Origin of the sequence: Reyranella sp. (assembly GCF_052439685.1) — a bacterium.
In the GTDB taxonomy this organism is placed as follows: Bacteria; Pseudomonadota; Alphaproteobacteria; order Reyranellales; family Reyranellaceae; genus Reyranella.
Window position 1 is genome coordinate 1 of record NZ_JBQVQG010000054.1, and the last position, 14,389, is coordinate 14,389.

At 64.1% G+C, this 14,389-nt stretch carries 12 protein-coding genes and 1 tRNA gene; all 13 read right to left on the reverse strand.

Features of this window, described 5'->3' with window-relative positions; genetic code table 11:
- The coding region (locus ACT6UX_RS29825; RefSeq protein WP_444778777.1) for a GTP-binding protein at positions 1 to 899 on the reverse strand (899 nt) is incomplete at its 3' end.
- A 36-nt stretch (positions 900 to 935) separates the two neighbouring features.
- On the reverse strand, positions 936 to 1,406 hold the full coding sequence (rpsG, locus tag ACT6UX_RS29830; protein ID WP_422012797.1) for a 30S ribosomal protein S7: 471 nt from the start codon (positions 1,404 to 1,406) through the stop codon (positions 936 to 938).
- Between the two features lie 15 nt (positions 1,407 to 1,421).
- Positions 1,422 to 1,793, reverse strand: a complete 372-nt coding sequence (gene rpsL / locus ACT6UX_RS29835) for a 30S ribosomal protein S12 (RefSeq protein ID WP_295145785.1) — start codon at positions 1,791 to 1,793, stop codon at positions 1,422 to 1,424.
- 434 nt (positions 1,794 to 2,227) lie between these two features.
- The gene (gene rpoC / locus ACT6UX_RS29840; protein WP_444778778.1) at positions 2,228 to 6,400 is read right to left on the reverse strand and encodes a DNA-directed RNA polymerase subunit beta'; all 4,173 of its coding nucleotides are present in this window, start codon (positions 6,398 to 6,400) and stop codon (positions 2,228 to 2,230) included.
- Positions 6,401 to 6,454: 54 nt separating this feature from the next.
- A complete protein-coding gene (gene rpoB, locus ACT6UX_RS29845; RefSeq protein ID WP_444778779.1) occupies positions 6,455 to 10,624 on the reverse strand; it encodes a DNA-directed RNA polymerase subunit beta in 4,170 nt (1,389 codons plus the stop codon).
- Positions 10,625 to 10,816: 192 nt separating this feature from the next.
- A complete protein-coding gene (rplL, locus tag ACT6UX_RS29850) occupies positions 10,817 to 11,188 on the reverse strand; it encodes a 50S ribosomal protein L7/L12 (RefSeq protein ID WP_444778780.1) in 372 nt (123 codons plus the stop codon).
- A 54-nt stretch (positions 11,189 to 11,242) separates the two neighbouring features.
- Complete coding sequence (rplJ, locus tag ACT6UX_RS29855) at positions 11,243 to 11,770, reverse strand: 50S ribosomal protein L10 (RefSeq protein ID WP_444778781.1); 528 nt, start codon at positions 11,768 to 11,770, stop codon at positions 11,243 to 11,245.
- A 331-nt stretch (positions 11,771 to 12,101) separates the two neighbouring features.
- Complete coding sequence (gene rplA, locus ACT6UX_RS29860; protein WP_444778782.1) at positions 12,102 to 12,794, reverse strand: 50S ribosomal protein L1; 693 nt, start codon at positions 12,792 to 12,794, stop codon at positions 12,102 to 12,104.
- 4 nt (positions 12,795 to 12,798) lie between these two features.
- Entirely contained in the window at positions 12,799 to 13,227 is a 429-nt protein-coding gene (rplK, locus tag ACT6UX_RS29865; RefSeq protein ID WP_444778783.1) for a 50S ribosomal protein L11, read from the reverse strand.
- A gap of 209 nt (positions 13,228 to 13,436) precedes the next feature.
- Positions 13,437 to 13,973 carry a transcription termination/antitermination protein NusG gene (gene nusG / locus ACT6UX_RS29870; protein WP_444778784.1) on the reverse strand — a complete coding sequence of 179 codons (537 nt, stop codon included), beginning with the start codon at positions 13,971 to 13,973 and terminating at the stop codon, positions 13,437 to 13,439.
- 1 nt (position 13,974) lies between these two features.
- Positions 13,975 to 14,169, reverse strand: coding sequence for a preprotein translocase subunit SecE (gene secE / locus ACT6UX_RS29875; protein WP_444778785.1), 195 nt, complete (start codon positions 14,167 to 14,169; stop codon positions 13,975 to 13,977).
- A gap of 19 nt (positions 14,170 to 14,188) precedes the next feature.
- A tRNA-Trp gene (locus ACT6UX_RS29880) sits at positions 14,189 to 14,264 on the reverse strand.
- Between the two features lie 47 nt (positions 14,265 to 14,311).
- The coding region (locus ACT6UX_RS29885) for an EF-Tu C-terminal domain-related protein (protein WP_444778786.1) at positions 14,312 to 14,389 on the reverse strand (78 nt) is incomplete at its 5' end.

The window sequence follows — 14,389 nt, forward strand, 5'->3', positions numbered from 1 at the left end:
ACGCCCTTGACGTCAGCCACGTCGTCCGGCGCCGGCAGATAATTGACGACCGCGTCGAGCATGGGCTGCACGCCCTTGTTCTTGAACGCCGAGCCGCACAGAATCGGCACGAACGCGTAGTTGATCGTGCCCTTGCGGATGCACTTGATCAGCGTGTCGTAGTCCGGCTCTTCACCATCGAGGAATTTCTCCATGGCGGCGTCGTCCTGCTCGACGGCCATGTCGAGCAGCTTGGCGCGGTACTCCGCCGCCTTCTCCTGCATGTCGGCCGGGATCTCGACGACCTCAAACTTGGCGCCCAGCGTCTCTTCCAGCCAGATGATCGCCTTGTTCGAAACCAGATCGACCAGGCCCTTGTACTCGGCCTCGGACCCGATCGGGAGCTGCGTCACCAGCGGCTTGGCGCCGAGGCGATCGACGATCATGTCGACGGTGCGATAGAAATTCGCGCCGGTGCGGTCCATCTTGTTGACGAAGCAGATGCGCGGCACGCCGTACTTGTCGGCCTGGCGCCACACCGTCTCGGACTGCGGCTCGACGCCGGCCACCGAGTCGAACACGCAAACGGCACCGTCAAGCACACGCAACGAACGCTCGACCTCGATCGTGAAGTCGACATGGCCAGGCGTGTCAATGATGTTGACGCGATAGTTGATGCCGGCGTTCGGGCCGGACTCGACCGTCCAGAAGCAGGTCGTCGCGGCGGACGTGATCGTGATGCCGCGCTCCTGCTCCTGCTCCATCCAGTCCATCGTCGCGGCGCCGTCATGGACTTCGCCGATCTTATGCGACTTGCCGGTGTAGTACAGGATGCGCTCAGTCGTCGTGGTCTTGCCGGCATCGATGTGCGCCATGATGCCGATATTGCGGTAGTGCGCGATGGGGGTCGTGCGAGCCATGGAGAGGGGCTTTCTAGGAAAAGGCCTGGAGGTCGCTTACCAGCGGTAGTGAGCGAACGCCTTGTTGGCGTCGGCCATCTTGTGGGTGTCCTCGCGCTTCTTCACCGCGTTGCCGCGACGATTGAAGGCGTCGAGCAGCTCGGCGGAGAGCTTCTCGGTCATGCTGTGGCCCGAACGGTCGCGGGCGGCCTGGATGATCCAGCGGATCGCCAGCGCCTGGCGGCGCTCCGGGCGGACCTCGACGGGCACCTGATAGGTGGCGCCGCCAACGCGACGCGACCGGACTTCGACCGCCGGCTTCACGTTCTCGAGCGCCTCGTGGAAGGCGGGAACGGGATCCTGCTTGAGCTTGGCTTCGACCTCATCAAGGGCACCGTACACGATGTGCTCGGCGACCGACTTCTTGCCACGCTCCATCAGCGTGTTCATGAACTTGCTGAGGACGATATCACCGAACTTGGCATCCGGGAGAACAACACGCTTTTCAGCTGCGCGACGACGGGACATTTCTTCCTCTCCGTCTTACTTCGGACGCTTCGCGCCGTACTTCGAACGGCGCTGCTTACGATCTTTGACACCCTGCGTATCGAGGGTGCCGCGAATGATGTGGTAGCGAACGCCCGGAAGGTCCTTCACGCGACCACCGCGGATCATGACCACCGAATGTTCCTGCAGATTGTGACCCTCGCCCGGGATGTAGCTCACCACCTCATAGGCGTTGGTGAGACGCACCTTGGCGACCTTGCGCAGCGCCGAGTTCGGCTTCTTCGGCGTCGTGGTGTACACGCGGGTGCAGACACCGCGCTTCTGCGGGCAAGCCTCGAGCGCCGGCACCTTGTTGTGGGCCTTCAGGCCGTGGCGCTGCTTGCGGATCAACTGGTTAATAGTCGGCATTGATTTCCGGTTTCCTTAACGCCGTCTCGGGTCCGCCCAACATCGACGCAAAGACACAAAGCAATTGCGCGGGCATAGCGGCTAAAGCGCAGCCCCGCGCGTAAAAGTTAGCTTTGTGGCCTACAGGCCTGACTTGTAGCGGTCCTCGGCGTCAGGCTGCGTTTTGGCTCACGCCAACCACCAGCCCCTCCGACGAGGTGGCGCGCTTATATGACCGTGGTTCCTATGCGTCAAGCAGACTCCGCTGCTTTTCACCTTGATATCGTTGGATATTTCCGGCCTTCGCCCACCTGACTCGTTCCTGACTCGCGAGGGGCAAACGGCGCAAGATTCTGACAACCACATCTGGTAGGTTTGGCGACCCAAGACTCACAAATGGGAAGGGCCGCCCCGGCTGGGGCGGCCCTCCCGATCTTCTATACGTGCGACCCGACTCAGTCGGCCGCCCGCTCCTCCTCGAGCGTCGGGACGGACTGGTCCTCGCCCTCGACGCCCGCGGCCAGGATCGCCCGGTCGCGCTGGGCGGCAATGGCCTTGAGGCGGTTCACGACTCCGCCGGTACCCGCCGGGATCAGGCGGCCGACGATGACGTTCTCCTTCAGGCCCTGCAGGGTGTCGACACGGCCACTGACCGCCGCCTCCGTCAGCACACGGGTGGTCTCCTGGAAGGAGGCCGCCGAGATGAATGACTTGGTCTGCAGCGACGCCTTGGTGATGCCGAGCAGGACCGGATCGGCCTTGGCCGGCTTTAGCTTTTCAGCCAGGGCCTTGGCGTTTTCCACCTCGAACTCCGCCTTGTCGACCTGTTCGCCGATCAGGAAGGTCGTATCGCCGGCTTCGGTGATCTCGACCTTCTGCAGCATCTGACGCGCGATCGTCTCGATGTGCTTGTCGTTGATCTTCACGCCCTGCAGTCGATAGACCTCCTGAATCTCGTTCACGAGGTACTCGGCCAGCTTCTCGATGCCCAGCACGCGCAGAATGTCGTGCGGGACCGGGTTGCCGTCGATCAGCAGGTCGCCACGCTCCACATAGTCGCCCTCCTGGACGGCAATGCGCTTACCCTTCGGGATCAGGTACTCGACCGGCTCTGCGCCCTCGCCTTCCGGCACGATCAGGACGCGACGCTTGCTCTTGTAGTCCTTGCCGAACTCGATGCGGCCCGAGATGTCGCAGATGATCGCGAAATCCTTGGGCTTGCGCGCCTCGAACAGCTCCGCCACGCGCGGCAGACCGCCCGTGATGTCGCGGTTCTTGCCGCCCTCGCGCGGGATACGCGCGAGAATGTCGCCGGCGTTGACGTCCTGGCCGTTCTCGACCGACAGAACCGAGTCGAGCGACAGCAGGTACCGAGCCTCCTGGCCATTGGCCAGCATGATCGGGTTGCCGTCGGCACCGTGGATGGCGATGCGCGGACGCAAATCACCACCGCGCGGCTGTCCCTTCCAGTCCACGACGACCCGGTTGGAAATACCCGTCGAGTCGTCGATCACCTCGCGCATCGACACGCCCTCGACGAGATCGACATAGACCGCCTTACCCGCCTTCTCGGTGATGATCGGCAGGGTGTACGGATCCCATTCGGCGAGCTTCTGCCCCTTCGTGACCTGCGTCTCGCTGTCGACCAGCAGGCGCGCGCCATACGGCACGCGATGCTTGGCCCGCTCGCGCTGGGCACCGTCGATCAGCACCAGCTCGGTGTTACGGCCCATGACGACCGGAACGCCCGAACTGTTGATGACGACGTTGCGGTTGCGCACCTGGACGGTGCCGTCGTGACTGGCTTCGATGTTCGACTGCTCCGCACCACGCTGCGCGGCGCCGCCGATGTGGAAGGTGCGCATCGTGAGCTGCGTTCCCGGCTCGCCGATCGACTGGGCGGCGATGACGCCCACCGCCTCGCCGATGTTGACCGGGGTGCCGCGGGCCAGGTCACGACCGTAGCACTTGCCGCACACGCCGATCTTGGTATCGCAGGTCAGCACCGAGCGGATGCGAAGCTCCTCGATGCCGGCCTTGTCGATCTGCTCGACCTTGACCTCGTCGATGAGCTCGCCGGCCTTGCTGATCACGACGCCCGTCAGAGGATCGACGATGTCGTCCAGCGCGGTACGGCCGAGGACTCGTTCCGAGAGCGGCTCGATCACGTCGCCGCCGTCGACGACCGCCCGCATCGTGAGCCCGCGTTCGGTGCCGCAATCCTCCTCGATGATGATGCAGTCCTGCGCCACGTCGACCAGACGGCGGGTCAGGTATCCCGAGTTCGCCGTCTTGAGCGCCGTGTCGGCCAGTCCCTTGCGGGCGCCGTGGGTGGAGTTGAAGTACTCCAGCACGGACAGGCCTTCCTTGAAGTTCGACAGGATCGGCGTCTCGATGATCTCGCCCGAGGGCTTGGTCATAAGACCGCGCATGCCCGCCAGCTGCTTCATCTGCGTCGCCGAACCGCGCGCTCCGGAATGGGCCATCATCCACACCGCGTTGACCGGCTTGCCCGGCAGCGGCGTCGAGATGCCCTTCATCATTTCCTCGGCAACCCGGTCCGAGCAACGCGACCAGGCGTCGACGACCTTGTTGTACTTCTCACCCGAGGTGATGAGGCCGTCCTGGTACTGCTGCTCGTATTCCTTCACTTCCTTGTTGGTCTGGGCGACCAGCTTGACCTTTGCCGACGGGATGACGAGGTCGTCCTTGCCGAACGAGATGCCGGCGCGGCAGGCGTGGTAGAAGCCGAGACCCATCAGGCGATCGGCGAAGATCACCGTCTCCTTCTGGCCGCAGTGGCGGTAGACGGAGTCGATGACGTTCTGCAGATCCTTCTTGGTCAGCAGGCGGTTGATCAGCGAGAACGGCAGGTTCTCGTGCTTGGGCAGGATCTGCGCCAGCAGGATGCGGCCCGGCGTGGTCTCGACGACGCGGCTGGCGAACACGCCCTTGTCGTCGTAGGCCTCGAGACGCATCTTGATGCGCGCATGCATGGAGAGCGTGCGGCTGTGCAGGGCATGCTCCAGCTCGCCGATCTGGGAGAACAGCGAGCCTTCGCCCGGCTCGCCCTCGCGCTCCAGCGTGATGTAGTAGATGCCGAGAACGATGTCCTGCGACGGCACGATGATCGGCTTGCCCGATGCCGGCGACAGGATGTTGTTGGTCGACATCATCAGCACGCGCGCCTCGAGCTGGGCTTCCAGGGACAGCGGCACGTGGACCGCCATCTGGTCACCGTCGAAGTCGGCGTTGAAGGCCGTGCAGACCAGCGGATGCAGCTGGATCGCCTTGCCCTCGATCAGCACCGGCTCGAACGCCTGGATGCCCAGACGATGCAGCGTCGGCGCTCGGTTCAGCAGGACGGGATGCTCGCGGATGACCTCCTCGAGGATGTCCCACACTTCCGGCCGCTCCTTCTCGACCATGCGCTTGGCGGCCTTGATCGTGTTGGCCATGCCGTAGTTCTGCAGGCGCGAGTAGATGAACGGCTTGAACAGTTCGAGCGCCATCTTCTTCGGCAAGCCGCACTGGTGCAGCTTGAGTTCCGGACCGACCACGATGACGGAACGGCCCGAATAGTCGACGCGCTTGCCGAGCAGATTCTGGCGGAAGCGTCCCTGCTTGCCCTTCAGCATGTCGCTGAGAGACTTCAGCGGACGCTTGTTGGCACCGGTGATGACGCGGCCGCGACGGCCATTGTCGAACAGGGCGTCGACCGACTCCTGCAGCATGCGCTTCTCATTGCGCACGATGATGTCGGGCGCGCGCAGTTCCATCAGCCGCTTGAGGCGGTTGTTGCGGTTGATGACGCGACGATAGAGGTCGTTCAGGTCCGAGGTCGCGAAGCGGCCGCCGTCGAGCGGCACCAGCGGGCGCAGCTCCGGCGGGATCACCGGCACCAGCTCGAGGATCATCCATTCCGGTCGGGCGCCGGACTCGATGAAGTTCTCGCAGAGCTTGAGGCGCTTCACGAGCTTCTTGCGCTTGGCCTCCGACGTCGTCTCGCGCAGCTCCTCGCGCAGGCGCGGACGCTCCTCGTTGAGGTCGATCGCCTGCAGCATGCCGCGAATTGCCTCGGCGCCGATCTCGGCCTCGAAAGAACCCTCGCCGTACTCGTCGAGCGCGTTCAGATACTGCTCCTCGTTCAGCAGCTCGCGGTACTTGAGCGGGGTCAGGCCGGGATTGCTGACGACATAGTTCTCGAAATAAAGGATGCGCTCGAGGTCGCGCAGCGTCATGTCGAGCAGCAGGCCGATGCGGCTCGGCAGCGACTTCAGGAACCAGATGTGCGCCACCGGCGAGGCCAGCTCGATGTGGCCCATGCGCTCGCGGCGCACCTTCGTGAGGGTCACCTCGACGCCGCACTTTTCGCAGGTGATGCCGCGGAACTTCATGCGCTTGTACTTGCCGCACAGGCACTCGTAGTCCTTGATCGGCCCGAAAATGCGGGCGCAGAACAGGCCGTCACGCTCCGGCTTGAACGTGCGGTAATTGATGGTCTCCGGCTTCTTGATCTCGCCGTGGCTCCAGGTGCGGATGCGCTCCGGGCTGGCGATCGAGATCCGGATCTCGTCGAAGGTCGGGGTACCCTGCGGCTGGCCCAGTACGTTGATAAGGTCGGTCATTGTTGTCCTACTGTTCTGTGGACGTAATTCTCGAAGTCGGGAGGTCGATCACCCTCAGGTGATCGACTGGTTCAATTCGACGTTGAGGCCGAGGGAACGCAGTTCCTTGACCAGCACGTTGAAGGATTCGGGGATGCCCGCCTCGAACGTGTCGTCGCCGCGCACGATGGCCTCGTAGACCTTGGTGCGGCCGGCCACGTCGTCCGACTTGACGGTGAGGATCTCCTGCAGCGTGTAGGCGGCGCCATAGGCCTCGAGCGCCCACACCTCCATCTCGCCGAAACGCTGTCCGCCGAACTGGGCCTTGCCGCCCAGCGGCTGCTGGGTGACCAGGCTGTACGGTCCGATCGAACGCGCGTGGATCTTGTCGTCCACGAGATGATGCAGCTTCAGCATGTAGATGTAGCCGACGGTCACCTTGCGGTCGAACGGCTCGCCGGTGCGGCCGTCGACCAGCGTGACCTGGCCGGACCGGTCGAGACCGGCCATTTCCAGCATCTCGACGATGTCGGGCTCGTGCGCGCCGTCGAAGACCGGCGACGCGAAGGGCACGCCCTTGCTGAGGTTGCGGGCAAGCTCGATCGTCTGCTCGTCGCTGAGGTCGGCGATGTCGGCCTTGAAGGCCTTTTCGCTGTAGATCTCGCGCAGCTGCTTCTTGATCTGCGAGACGGAGACCTCGCGAGCATCCTCCAGCATCTTGCCGATCTTCTTGCCGAGACCCGACGCGGCCCAGCCGAGGTGGGTCTCGAGGATCTGACCGACGTTCATGCGCGACGGCACGCCGAGCGGGTTGAGCACGATGTCGACCGGGCCACCCTCCTCGAGGTACGGCATGTCCTCGAGCGGCATGATGCGCGAGATGACGCCCTTGTTGCCGTGACGGCCTGCCATCTTGTCGCCCGGCTGCAGCTTGCGCTTGGTCGCGACGAAGACCTTGACCATCTTCATCACGCCCGGCGGCAGCTCATCGCCGCGCTGCAGCTTGTCGACCTTGCTGTCGAACCGGTCCTGCAGGCGCTTCATCGATTCGTCGAACTGCTTGTTCAGCGCCTCGATCTCGGCCTGCTTCTTGTCGGCCTTGACGGCGATCTGCCGCCACTGGCCCGGCGTGTACTCGCCCAGCACGCTGTCGATGATCTTGGTGCCCGGCTTCAGGCCCTTGAGCCCGCCGGCGACCACCTGGTTCATCAGCATTTCCTGGAGCTGGCTGTAGAAGCTGCGCTCGAGGATTGCCTTTTCGTCGTCACGGTCCTTGGCGAGACGCTCGATCTCGTCACGCTCGATGGCCAGCGCGCGCTCGTCCTTGTCGACGCCGCGGCGGTTGAACACGCGAACCTCGACGACGGTGCCTTCGACGCCCGGCGGCACCTTCAGCGACGTGTCGCGGACATCCGCCGCCTTCTCACCGAAGATGGCGCGCAGCAGCTTCTCTTCCGGGGTCATCGGGCTCTCGCCCTTGGGCGTCACCTTGCCGACCAGGATGTCGCCCGCCTTCACCTCGGCGCCGATATAGACGATGCCCGCCTCGTCGAGGTTCTTGAGAGCCTCCTCGCCGACGTTCGGAATGTCGCGGCTGATTTCCTCCTGGCCGAGCTTGGTGTCGCGCGCCATGACCTCGAATTCCTCGATGTGGATCGAGGTGAAGACGTCATCGCGCACGATGCGCTCGGACAGAAGGATCGAGTCCTCGAAGTTGTAGCCATTCCACGGCATGAACGCGACGAGCACATTGCGGCCGAGCGCGAGCTCGCCGTTCTGTGTCGACGGGCCGTCGGCCACGATGTCACCCTTCTTCACATGGTCGCCGACCCTGACGAGCGGCTTCTGGGTGATGCAGGTGCTCTGGTTGGACCGCTGGAACTTCAGCAGGTTGTAGATGTCGACCGCCGGCCGGTTCGGGCCGATATCGTCCGTCGCGCGCACCACGATACGCATCGCATCGACCTGGTCGACGATGCCCGTGCGCCGTGCGGAGATGGCGACGCCCGAGTCGCGGGCCACCACCTCTTCCATGCCGGTGCCGACCAGCGGCGACTCGGCCTGGATCAGCGGCACCGCCTGGCGCTGCATGTTCGAACCCATCAGCGCGCGGTTCGCGTCGTCGTTCTCGAGGAACGGGATCAGCGCCGCGGCGACCGACACGATCTGCTTGGGCGAGACGTCGACGAAATCGATCGTCTCGGGCCGGCCGAGAATGTACTCGCCGCCCTTGCGGCACTGCACCAGCTCGGACACGAACTTGCCCTTGGCGTCGATCTCGGCATTGGCCTGGGCGACCGTGTAGCGGCCCTCCTCCATCGCCGAGAGATAGACGACCTCGTCGGTCACGCGACCGCCCACGACCTTGCGGTACGGGCTTTCGATGAAGCCGTACTGGTTCACGCGGGCATAGGTCGCCAGCGAGTTGATCAGACCGATATTCGGGCCTTCCGGCGTCTCGATCGGGCAGATGCGGCCATAGTGCGTCGGATGCACGTCACGCACCTCGAAGCCGGCACGCTCGCGCGTCAGGCCGCCCGGTCCAAGCGCCGACAGGCGGCGCTTGTGGGTGACTTCCGACAGCGGGTTGGTCTGGTCCATGAACTGCGAGAGCTGCGACGAGCCGAAGAACTCGCGCACCGCAGCCGCCGCCGGCTTGGCGTTGATCAGGTCGTGCGGCATCACCGTGTCGATGTCGATCGAGCTCATGCGCTCGCGGATCGCCCGCTCCATGCGCAGGAGGCCGACACGGTACTGGTTCTCCATCAACTCACCGACCGAGCGGACGCGGCGGTTGCCGAGATGGTCGATGTCGTCGATCTCACCACGGCCGTCCTTGAGGCCGTGCAGCACCTTGACGACCGCGAGGATGTCCTCGCGACGCAGCGTACGCTGCGTGTCGGGCACGTTCTCGAAGTCGAGGCGCATGTTCATCTTCACGCGGCCGACCGGCGACAGGTCATAGCGGTCGATGTCGAACAGCAGGCCCTGGAACAGGGTCTCGGCCTGCTCGAGCGTCGGCGGCTCACCCGGGCGCATGACGCGGTAGATATCGAGCAGCGCTTCTTCGCGGTTCGAGTTCTTGTCGGCCGCGAGCGTGTTGCGGATGTAAGGGCCGACGTTGACGTGGTCGATGGCGAGGGTCGGGAGCACGTCGACCCCGTTCTCGTCGAACATCTCGAGCACGGCCTCGGTGATTTCCTGGCCGGCTTCAACGTAGATCTCGCCCGTCTTCTCGTTGATGACGTCGACTGCGGCGTAGCGCCCGATCAGCTCCTCGGGCAGAACGCGAATGTCGGTGAGCCCCGCTTCCTTGAGCTTGTTGAGCAGGCGCGGCGTCATCTTGGTGCCGGCATCAGCAACGGACTTGCCGGTCTTGCCGTTCACCAGATCGTGCGTCAGCTTCACGCCACGCATCGACTCGGCGTCGAACGGCGTGCTCCAGCCGTCTTCGCCGCGCGTGTAGACGACCTGGCCGTAGAAAGCCGCCAGGATCTCTTCCGGCGAAAGGCCGTGAGCTTCCGACGGGTCGAGCGTCTGTCCCTTGGCCAGGGCGGCGGTGCGCTTCTTCCACGTGGTGTCGTTGTCGAGCGCCAGCAGCAGCGTCGTCACCGGAATCTTGCGGCGACGGTCGATGCGGACGTGGATCAGGTCCTTGGCGTCGAACTCGAAGTCGAGCCACGAACCGCGATAGGGGATGATGCGGGCAGCGAACAGGTACTTGCCCGAGCTGTGGGTCTTGCCCTTGTCATGGTCGAAGAAGACGCCCGGCGAGCGGTGCATCTGCGAGACGATCACGCGCTCCGTACCGTTCACGATGAAGGTGCCGTTGTCGGTCATGAGCGGCATGTCGCCCATGTAGACGTCCTGCTCCTTGATATCGCGAATCGAGCGCGAGCCGGCCTCCTCGTCGATGTCCCACACCACGAGCTGCAGCGTGACCTTCAGCGGGGCGGCATAGGTGATGCCGCGCTGCTGGCACTCCTCGACGTCGTACTTGGGCTCCTCGAACTCGTACTTCACGAACTCGAGGCTGGCGCGCTCGGCGAAGTCCTTGATCGGGAACACGCCGCGGAAAACTTCCTGGAGACCCGACTGGGTGCGCTTGGCCGCCGGCGTGACGCGCTGCAGGAAGCTCTCGTAGGAGCTCTTCTGGACCTCGATGAGGTTCGGCATCGGCGCCACCGATTCGATGTGGCCGAAGAAACGACGAATCCGTTTGCGCGTGTTGAAGGCCGTGGCCATCCTGCGTCCTCGAAGGTTCAAGGGCGGTGATAAACACCCGCTGCTTTCTCGGAGCTCCCGGCCCGCCAGCCGTTCGCCCCATCCGTTGCAGAGGGCCACTTTTCGGAACGGACCCCACAGGGAAGTCCGTTCGGAGAAGAGGCCCGAACGGGCCGGCCTCCCGAAGGAAGCCGGCCCGAACGGTAAAACGTCCTACTTGAGCTCGACCTTGGCGCCTTCGGCCTCGAGCTTCGCCTTGAGCTTCTCGGCATCGGCCTTCGGCACGCCTTCCTTGACCGCCTTCGGCGCGGCTTCGACCAGGTCCTTGGCTTCCTTGAGGCCGAGACCGGTGATCTCGCGGACAGCCTTGATGACGTTGATCTTCTTGTCGCCAGCGGCGGCGAGAACGACGGTGAACTCGTCCTTCACTTCGACCGGAGCGGCAGCCGCGCCACCGGCGGCGGCGACCGCGACCGGAGCGGCGGCGCTGACGCCCCACTTCTCTTCCAGCAGCTTGCTGAGCTGAGCGGCCTCGAGGACCGTCAGGGCCGACAACTCTTCGACCAACTTCTCGAGATTAGCCATTTTAGTCTCCTAATTACCCGAACTTCGATTTCGTGACGTCGATTTGATAGCGACTTACGCCGCCTTCGCGCCGTCTTCCGTGGCTCCATACGCACCGAACACACGAGCGAGCTGACCGGCGGGCGCCACGAGCACACCAGCGACCTTGGTCGCCGGGGCCTGCAGGAGACCGATGATCTTGCCGCGCAGAGCATCGAGGGACGGCAGGGTGGCGAGGGCCTGGACGCCAGCGACGTCCAATGTCTCACCATCCAGAGAACCGCCGACGATGGTCAGCTTTTCGTTGCCCTTGGCATAGGTCGCGACGACTTTCGCCGCTGCAACCGGATCCTTGGAATAGGCGATGGCAGTCGGTCCCGTGAACATGGGGCCGAGCGCCGTGAAGGGCGTGCCCTCGAGGGCACGCAGCGTGAGCCGATTCTTCGTGACCTTGTAGCTTGCGCCGGCTGCCCTGATCTTGCGACGCAGGTCCGTCACTTCCTGGACGGTCAGACCGGACTGGCGGGTAACCACCATCAGGTTGGCGTCCTTGAAGATCTGGTTCAGCTCGACGATCGCTTCGGCCTTTTCCGAACGATTCACGGCTTTCTCCAACTATGGTCCAATCCGGAGGATCCGGATCGGACCGGCTGCGTTACAGACTGCGCAGCCTCCGTTAGCGGGTTAGCGCGACACGGAGACCTCGCGGTCCGGTTCGCCTGCCCCGGAAGTTCGGGCGCGTGCACGCACCTGGGTGCGCGCCGATTCCCTTGCCCCCGTCTGCACTGGCGGGTTGCCCCATTAAGCCCGGCCCGTGAGGGTCGAGTACCGGTGGTCTCGGACAGGTGGAGTTGGAAACCTTGCGGCTTCTTCGCTCCTCCCGCCGTCGGCCTCGCGGCCCACGGCGGAATCTCTCAAAATCTCTCGACCGCGTTCAGGCGATCGCCGTGGCCAGGTCGAGCTTGATGCCCGGACCCATCGTCGAGCTCAACGACACCTTCTTGATGAAGGTGCCCTTGGCGCCGCTGGGCTTGGCGCGGTTGATGGCCGCGATCAGCGCCTTAACGTTGGCGGTGATCGCCTCCTCGCTGAACGAGGCCTTGCCCACCCCAGCATGAACGATGCCAGCCTTCTCCGCGCGGAACTCGATCGAGCCGGCCTTGGCGGCCTTGACCGCGGCGGCCACGTCCTGCGTCACCGTGCCGAGCTTCGGGTTCGGCATCAGGCCGCGCGGGCCGAGGACCTTACCCAGCCGTCCCACCACGCCCATCATGTCGGGGGTGGCGATGCAGCGCTCGAAATTCATCTCGCCCGCGCTGATCTTCTCGGCCAGATCCTCTGCGCCGACGATGTCGGCGCCCGCCGCCTTGGCTTCTTCAGCCTTGGGACCACGGGCGAACACCGCCACGCGCACCGACTTGCCGGTACCGTTCGGGAGCTCGATCATGCCGCGGACCGCCTGATCGGCGTGACGCGGATCGATGCCGAGGTTCATCGCGACCTCGATGGTCTCGTCGAACTTCGCCTTGGCATTGGCCTTGACGATCTTCACCGCCTCTTCGAGCGGGTACATCTTCTCGCGGTCGACCGTGGCGGACGCCGTCTTGTAACGCTTGCCCTGGGCCATGGTCCTACTCCACCACCTGGAGGCCCATCGAGCGGGCCGAACCCACCACCTGGGCCATCGCCGACTCGACGGTATCGCAGTTGAGATCGGGCATCTTCTGCTCGGCGATCTCGCGAACCTGCTGCGTCGTCACCTTGCCGACGATCTGGGTGCCGACCGTCTTGGCGCCCGCCTCGATGCCGGCCGCCTTCTTCAGGAAGTAGGTCACCGGCGGCGTCTTGGTGACGAAGGTGAAGCTGCGGTCCTGGAACACGGTGATGACCACCGGGATCGGCATTCCCGGCTCCATCTTCTGCGTCTTCGCGTTGAACTGCTTGCAGAATTCCATGATGTTGACGCCCTGCTGACCGAGCGCAGGCCCGATCGGCGGAGACGGATTGGCCTTGCCAGCCGGCACTTGCAGCTTGACGTAGGCTTGGATCTTTTTAGCCATGCATGCCCCTTTCCTGTGGGCGGCGCGGTCCGGCTATGGCAGGCCTCCCGCACCAGAAAATGGTCAAGCCCTTGATCCGGAAGGATTTTCGGCCTCGACCCACCTCATGAGAAAAGGCCGGCGCACGGCCAGCCCTCCCAAGGGCGCGCGATCTACCAAATAAGACCGCCCGCCACAACCCTGATCTTGTCCACCGATATGGGGACGAATCAGATCTTTTCCACCTGTGCGTAGTCGAGTTCGACGGGGGTCGAGCGGCCGAAGATCGAGACGGCGACCTTCAGGCGGGCGCGCTCCTCGTCCACGTCCTCGACGGTGCCGTTGAAGGAGGCGAAGGGACCGTCGGCCACCTTGACCTGCTCGCCGATCTCGAAGCTGACGGCGGGCTTGGGACGCTCCACGCCCTCCTGCACCTGCTTCAGGATGCGGCTGGCCTCGGCGTCGGAGATCGGCACCGGCTTGCCGCGTCCGCCGCCGCCCAGGAAGCCCGTGACCTTGGCAGTGTTCTTGACCAAGTGCCAAGAGTCGTCCGTGAGATCCATTTTCACGAGCACGTAGCCCGGGAAGAACTTGCGCTCGGTATTGACCTTGGTGCCGCGGCGGACTTCCACGACTTCCTCGGTCGGAACGATGACCTCGGTGATTTCCTCGTCCAGACCCTTCTTTCCGGCCTGTTCACGGATCGACTGGGCGACCTTGTTCTCGAAGCCTGAGTAGGCGTGAACGACGTACCAGCGATGAGCCATGTCAGGAAACCCCAAGCAGAAGCTTCACGACGAAGCCAATGACCTTGTCGGCGACCAGAAAGAACAACGCCGCGATGACGACGAAGATGAAGACCATGCTGGTGGTGATCATGGTCTCACGACGCGTCGGCCAAGTGACCCGGGCCACCTCGGCCCGGACCTCGCGGGCGAATTCGACAGGATTCTTGGTCGTCATGATCGCCAATCTTAAAAAATGGCAGGAGCGGAGGGACTCGAACCCACGACCCTCGGTTTTGGAGACCGATGCTCTACCAACTGAGCTACACTCCTGCAGACCATCACCGCCGGATTGGTGCCGGCGATGATCCTCTATAGCACTACTTTACGACTTTGGTGACGACGCCGGCGCCGACGGTGCGACCGCCCTCGCGGATGGCGAAGCGCAGGCCCTCGTC

What these genes read in the sequence shown, in the direction of transcription:
- rplL (WP_444778780.1), bottom strand. Translation starts at nt 11,188, where the DNA reads ATGGCTAATCTCGAGAAGTTGGTCGAAGAGTTGTCGGCCCTGACGGTC.
- rplA (WP_444778782.1), bottom strand. Translation starts at nt 12,794, where the DNA reads ATGGCCCAGGGCAAGCGTTACAAGACGGCGTCCGCCACGGTCGACCGC.
- secE (WP_444778785.1), bottom strand. Translation starts at nt 14,169, where the DNA reads ATGACGACCAAGAATCCTGTCGAATTCGCCCGCGAGGTCCGGGCCGAG.
- rpoB (WP_444778779.1), bottom strand. Translation starts at nt 10,624, where the DNA reads ATGGCCACGGCCTTCAACACGCGCAAACGGATTCGTCGTTTCTTCGGC.
- rpsL (WP_295145785.1), bottom strand. Translation starts at nt 1,793, where the DNA reads ATGCCGACTATTAACCAGTTGATCCGCAAGCAGCGCCACGGCCTGAAG.
- rpoC (WP_444778778.1), bottom strand. Translation starts at nt 6,400, where the DNA reads ATGACCGACCTTATCAACGTACTGGGCCAGCCGCAGGGTACCCCGACC.
- rplK (WP_444778783.1), bottom strand. Translation starts at nt 13,227, where the DNA reads ATGGCTAAAAAGATCCAAGCCTACGTCAAGCTGCAAGTGCCGGCTGGC.
- rpsG (WP_422012797.1), bottom strand. Translation starts at nt 1,406, where the DNA reads ATGTCCCGTCGTCGCGCAGCTGAAAAGCGTGTTGTTCTCCCGGATGCC.
- nusG (WP_444778784.1), bottom strand. Translation starts at nt 13,973, where the DNA reads ATGGCTCATCGCTGGTACGTCGTTCACGCCTACTCAGGCTTCGAGAAC.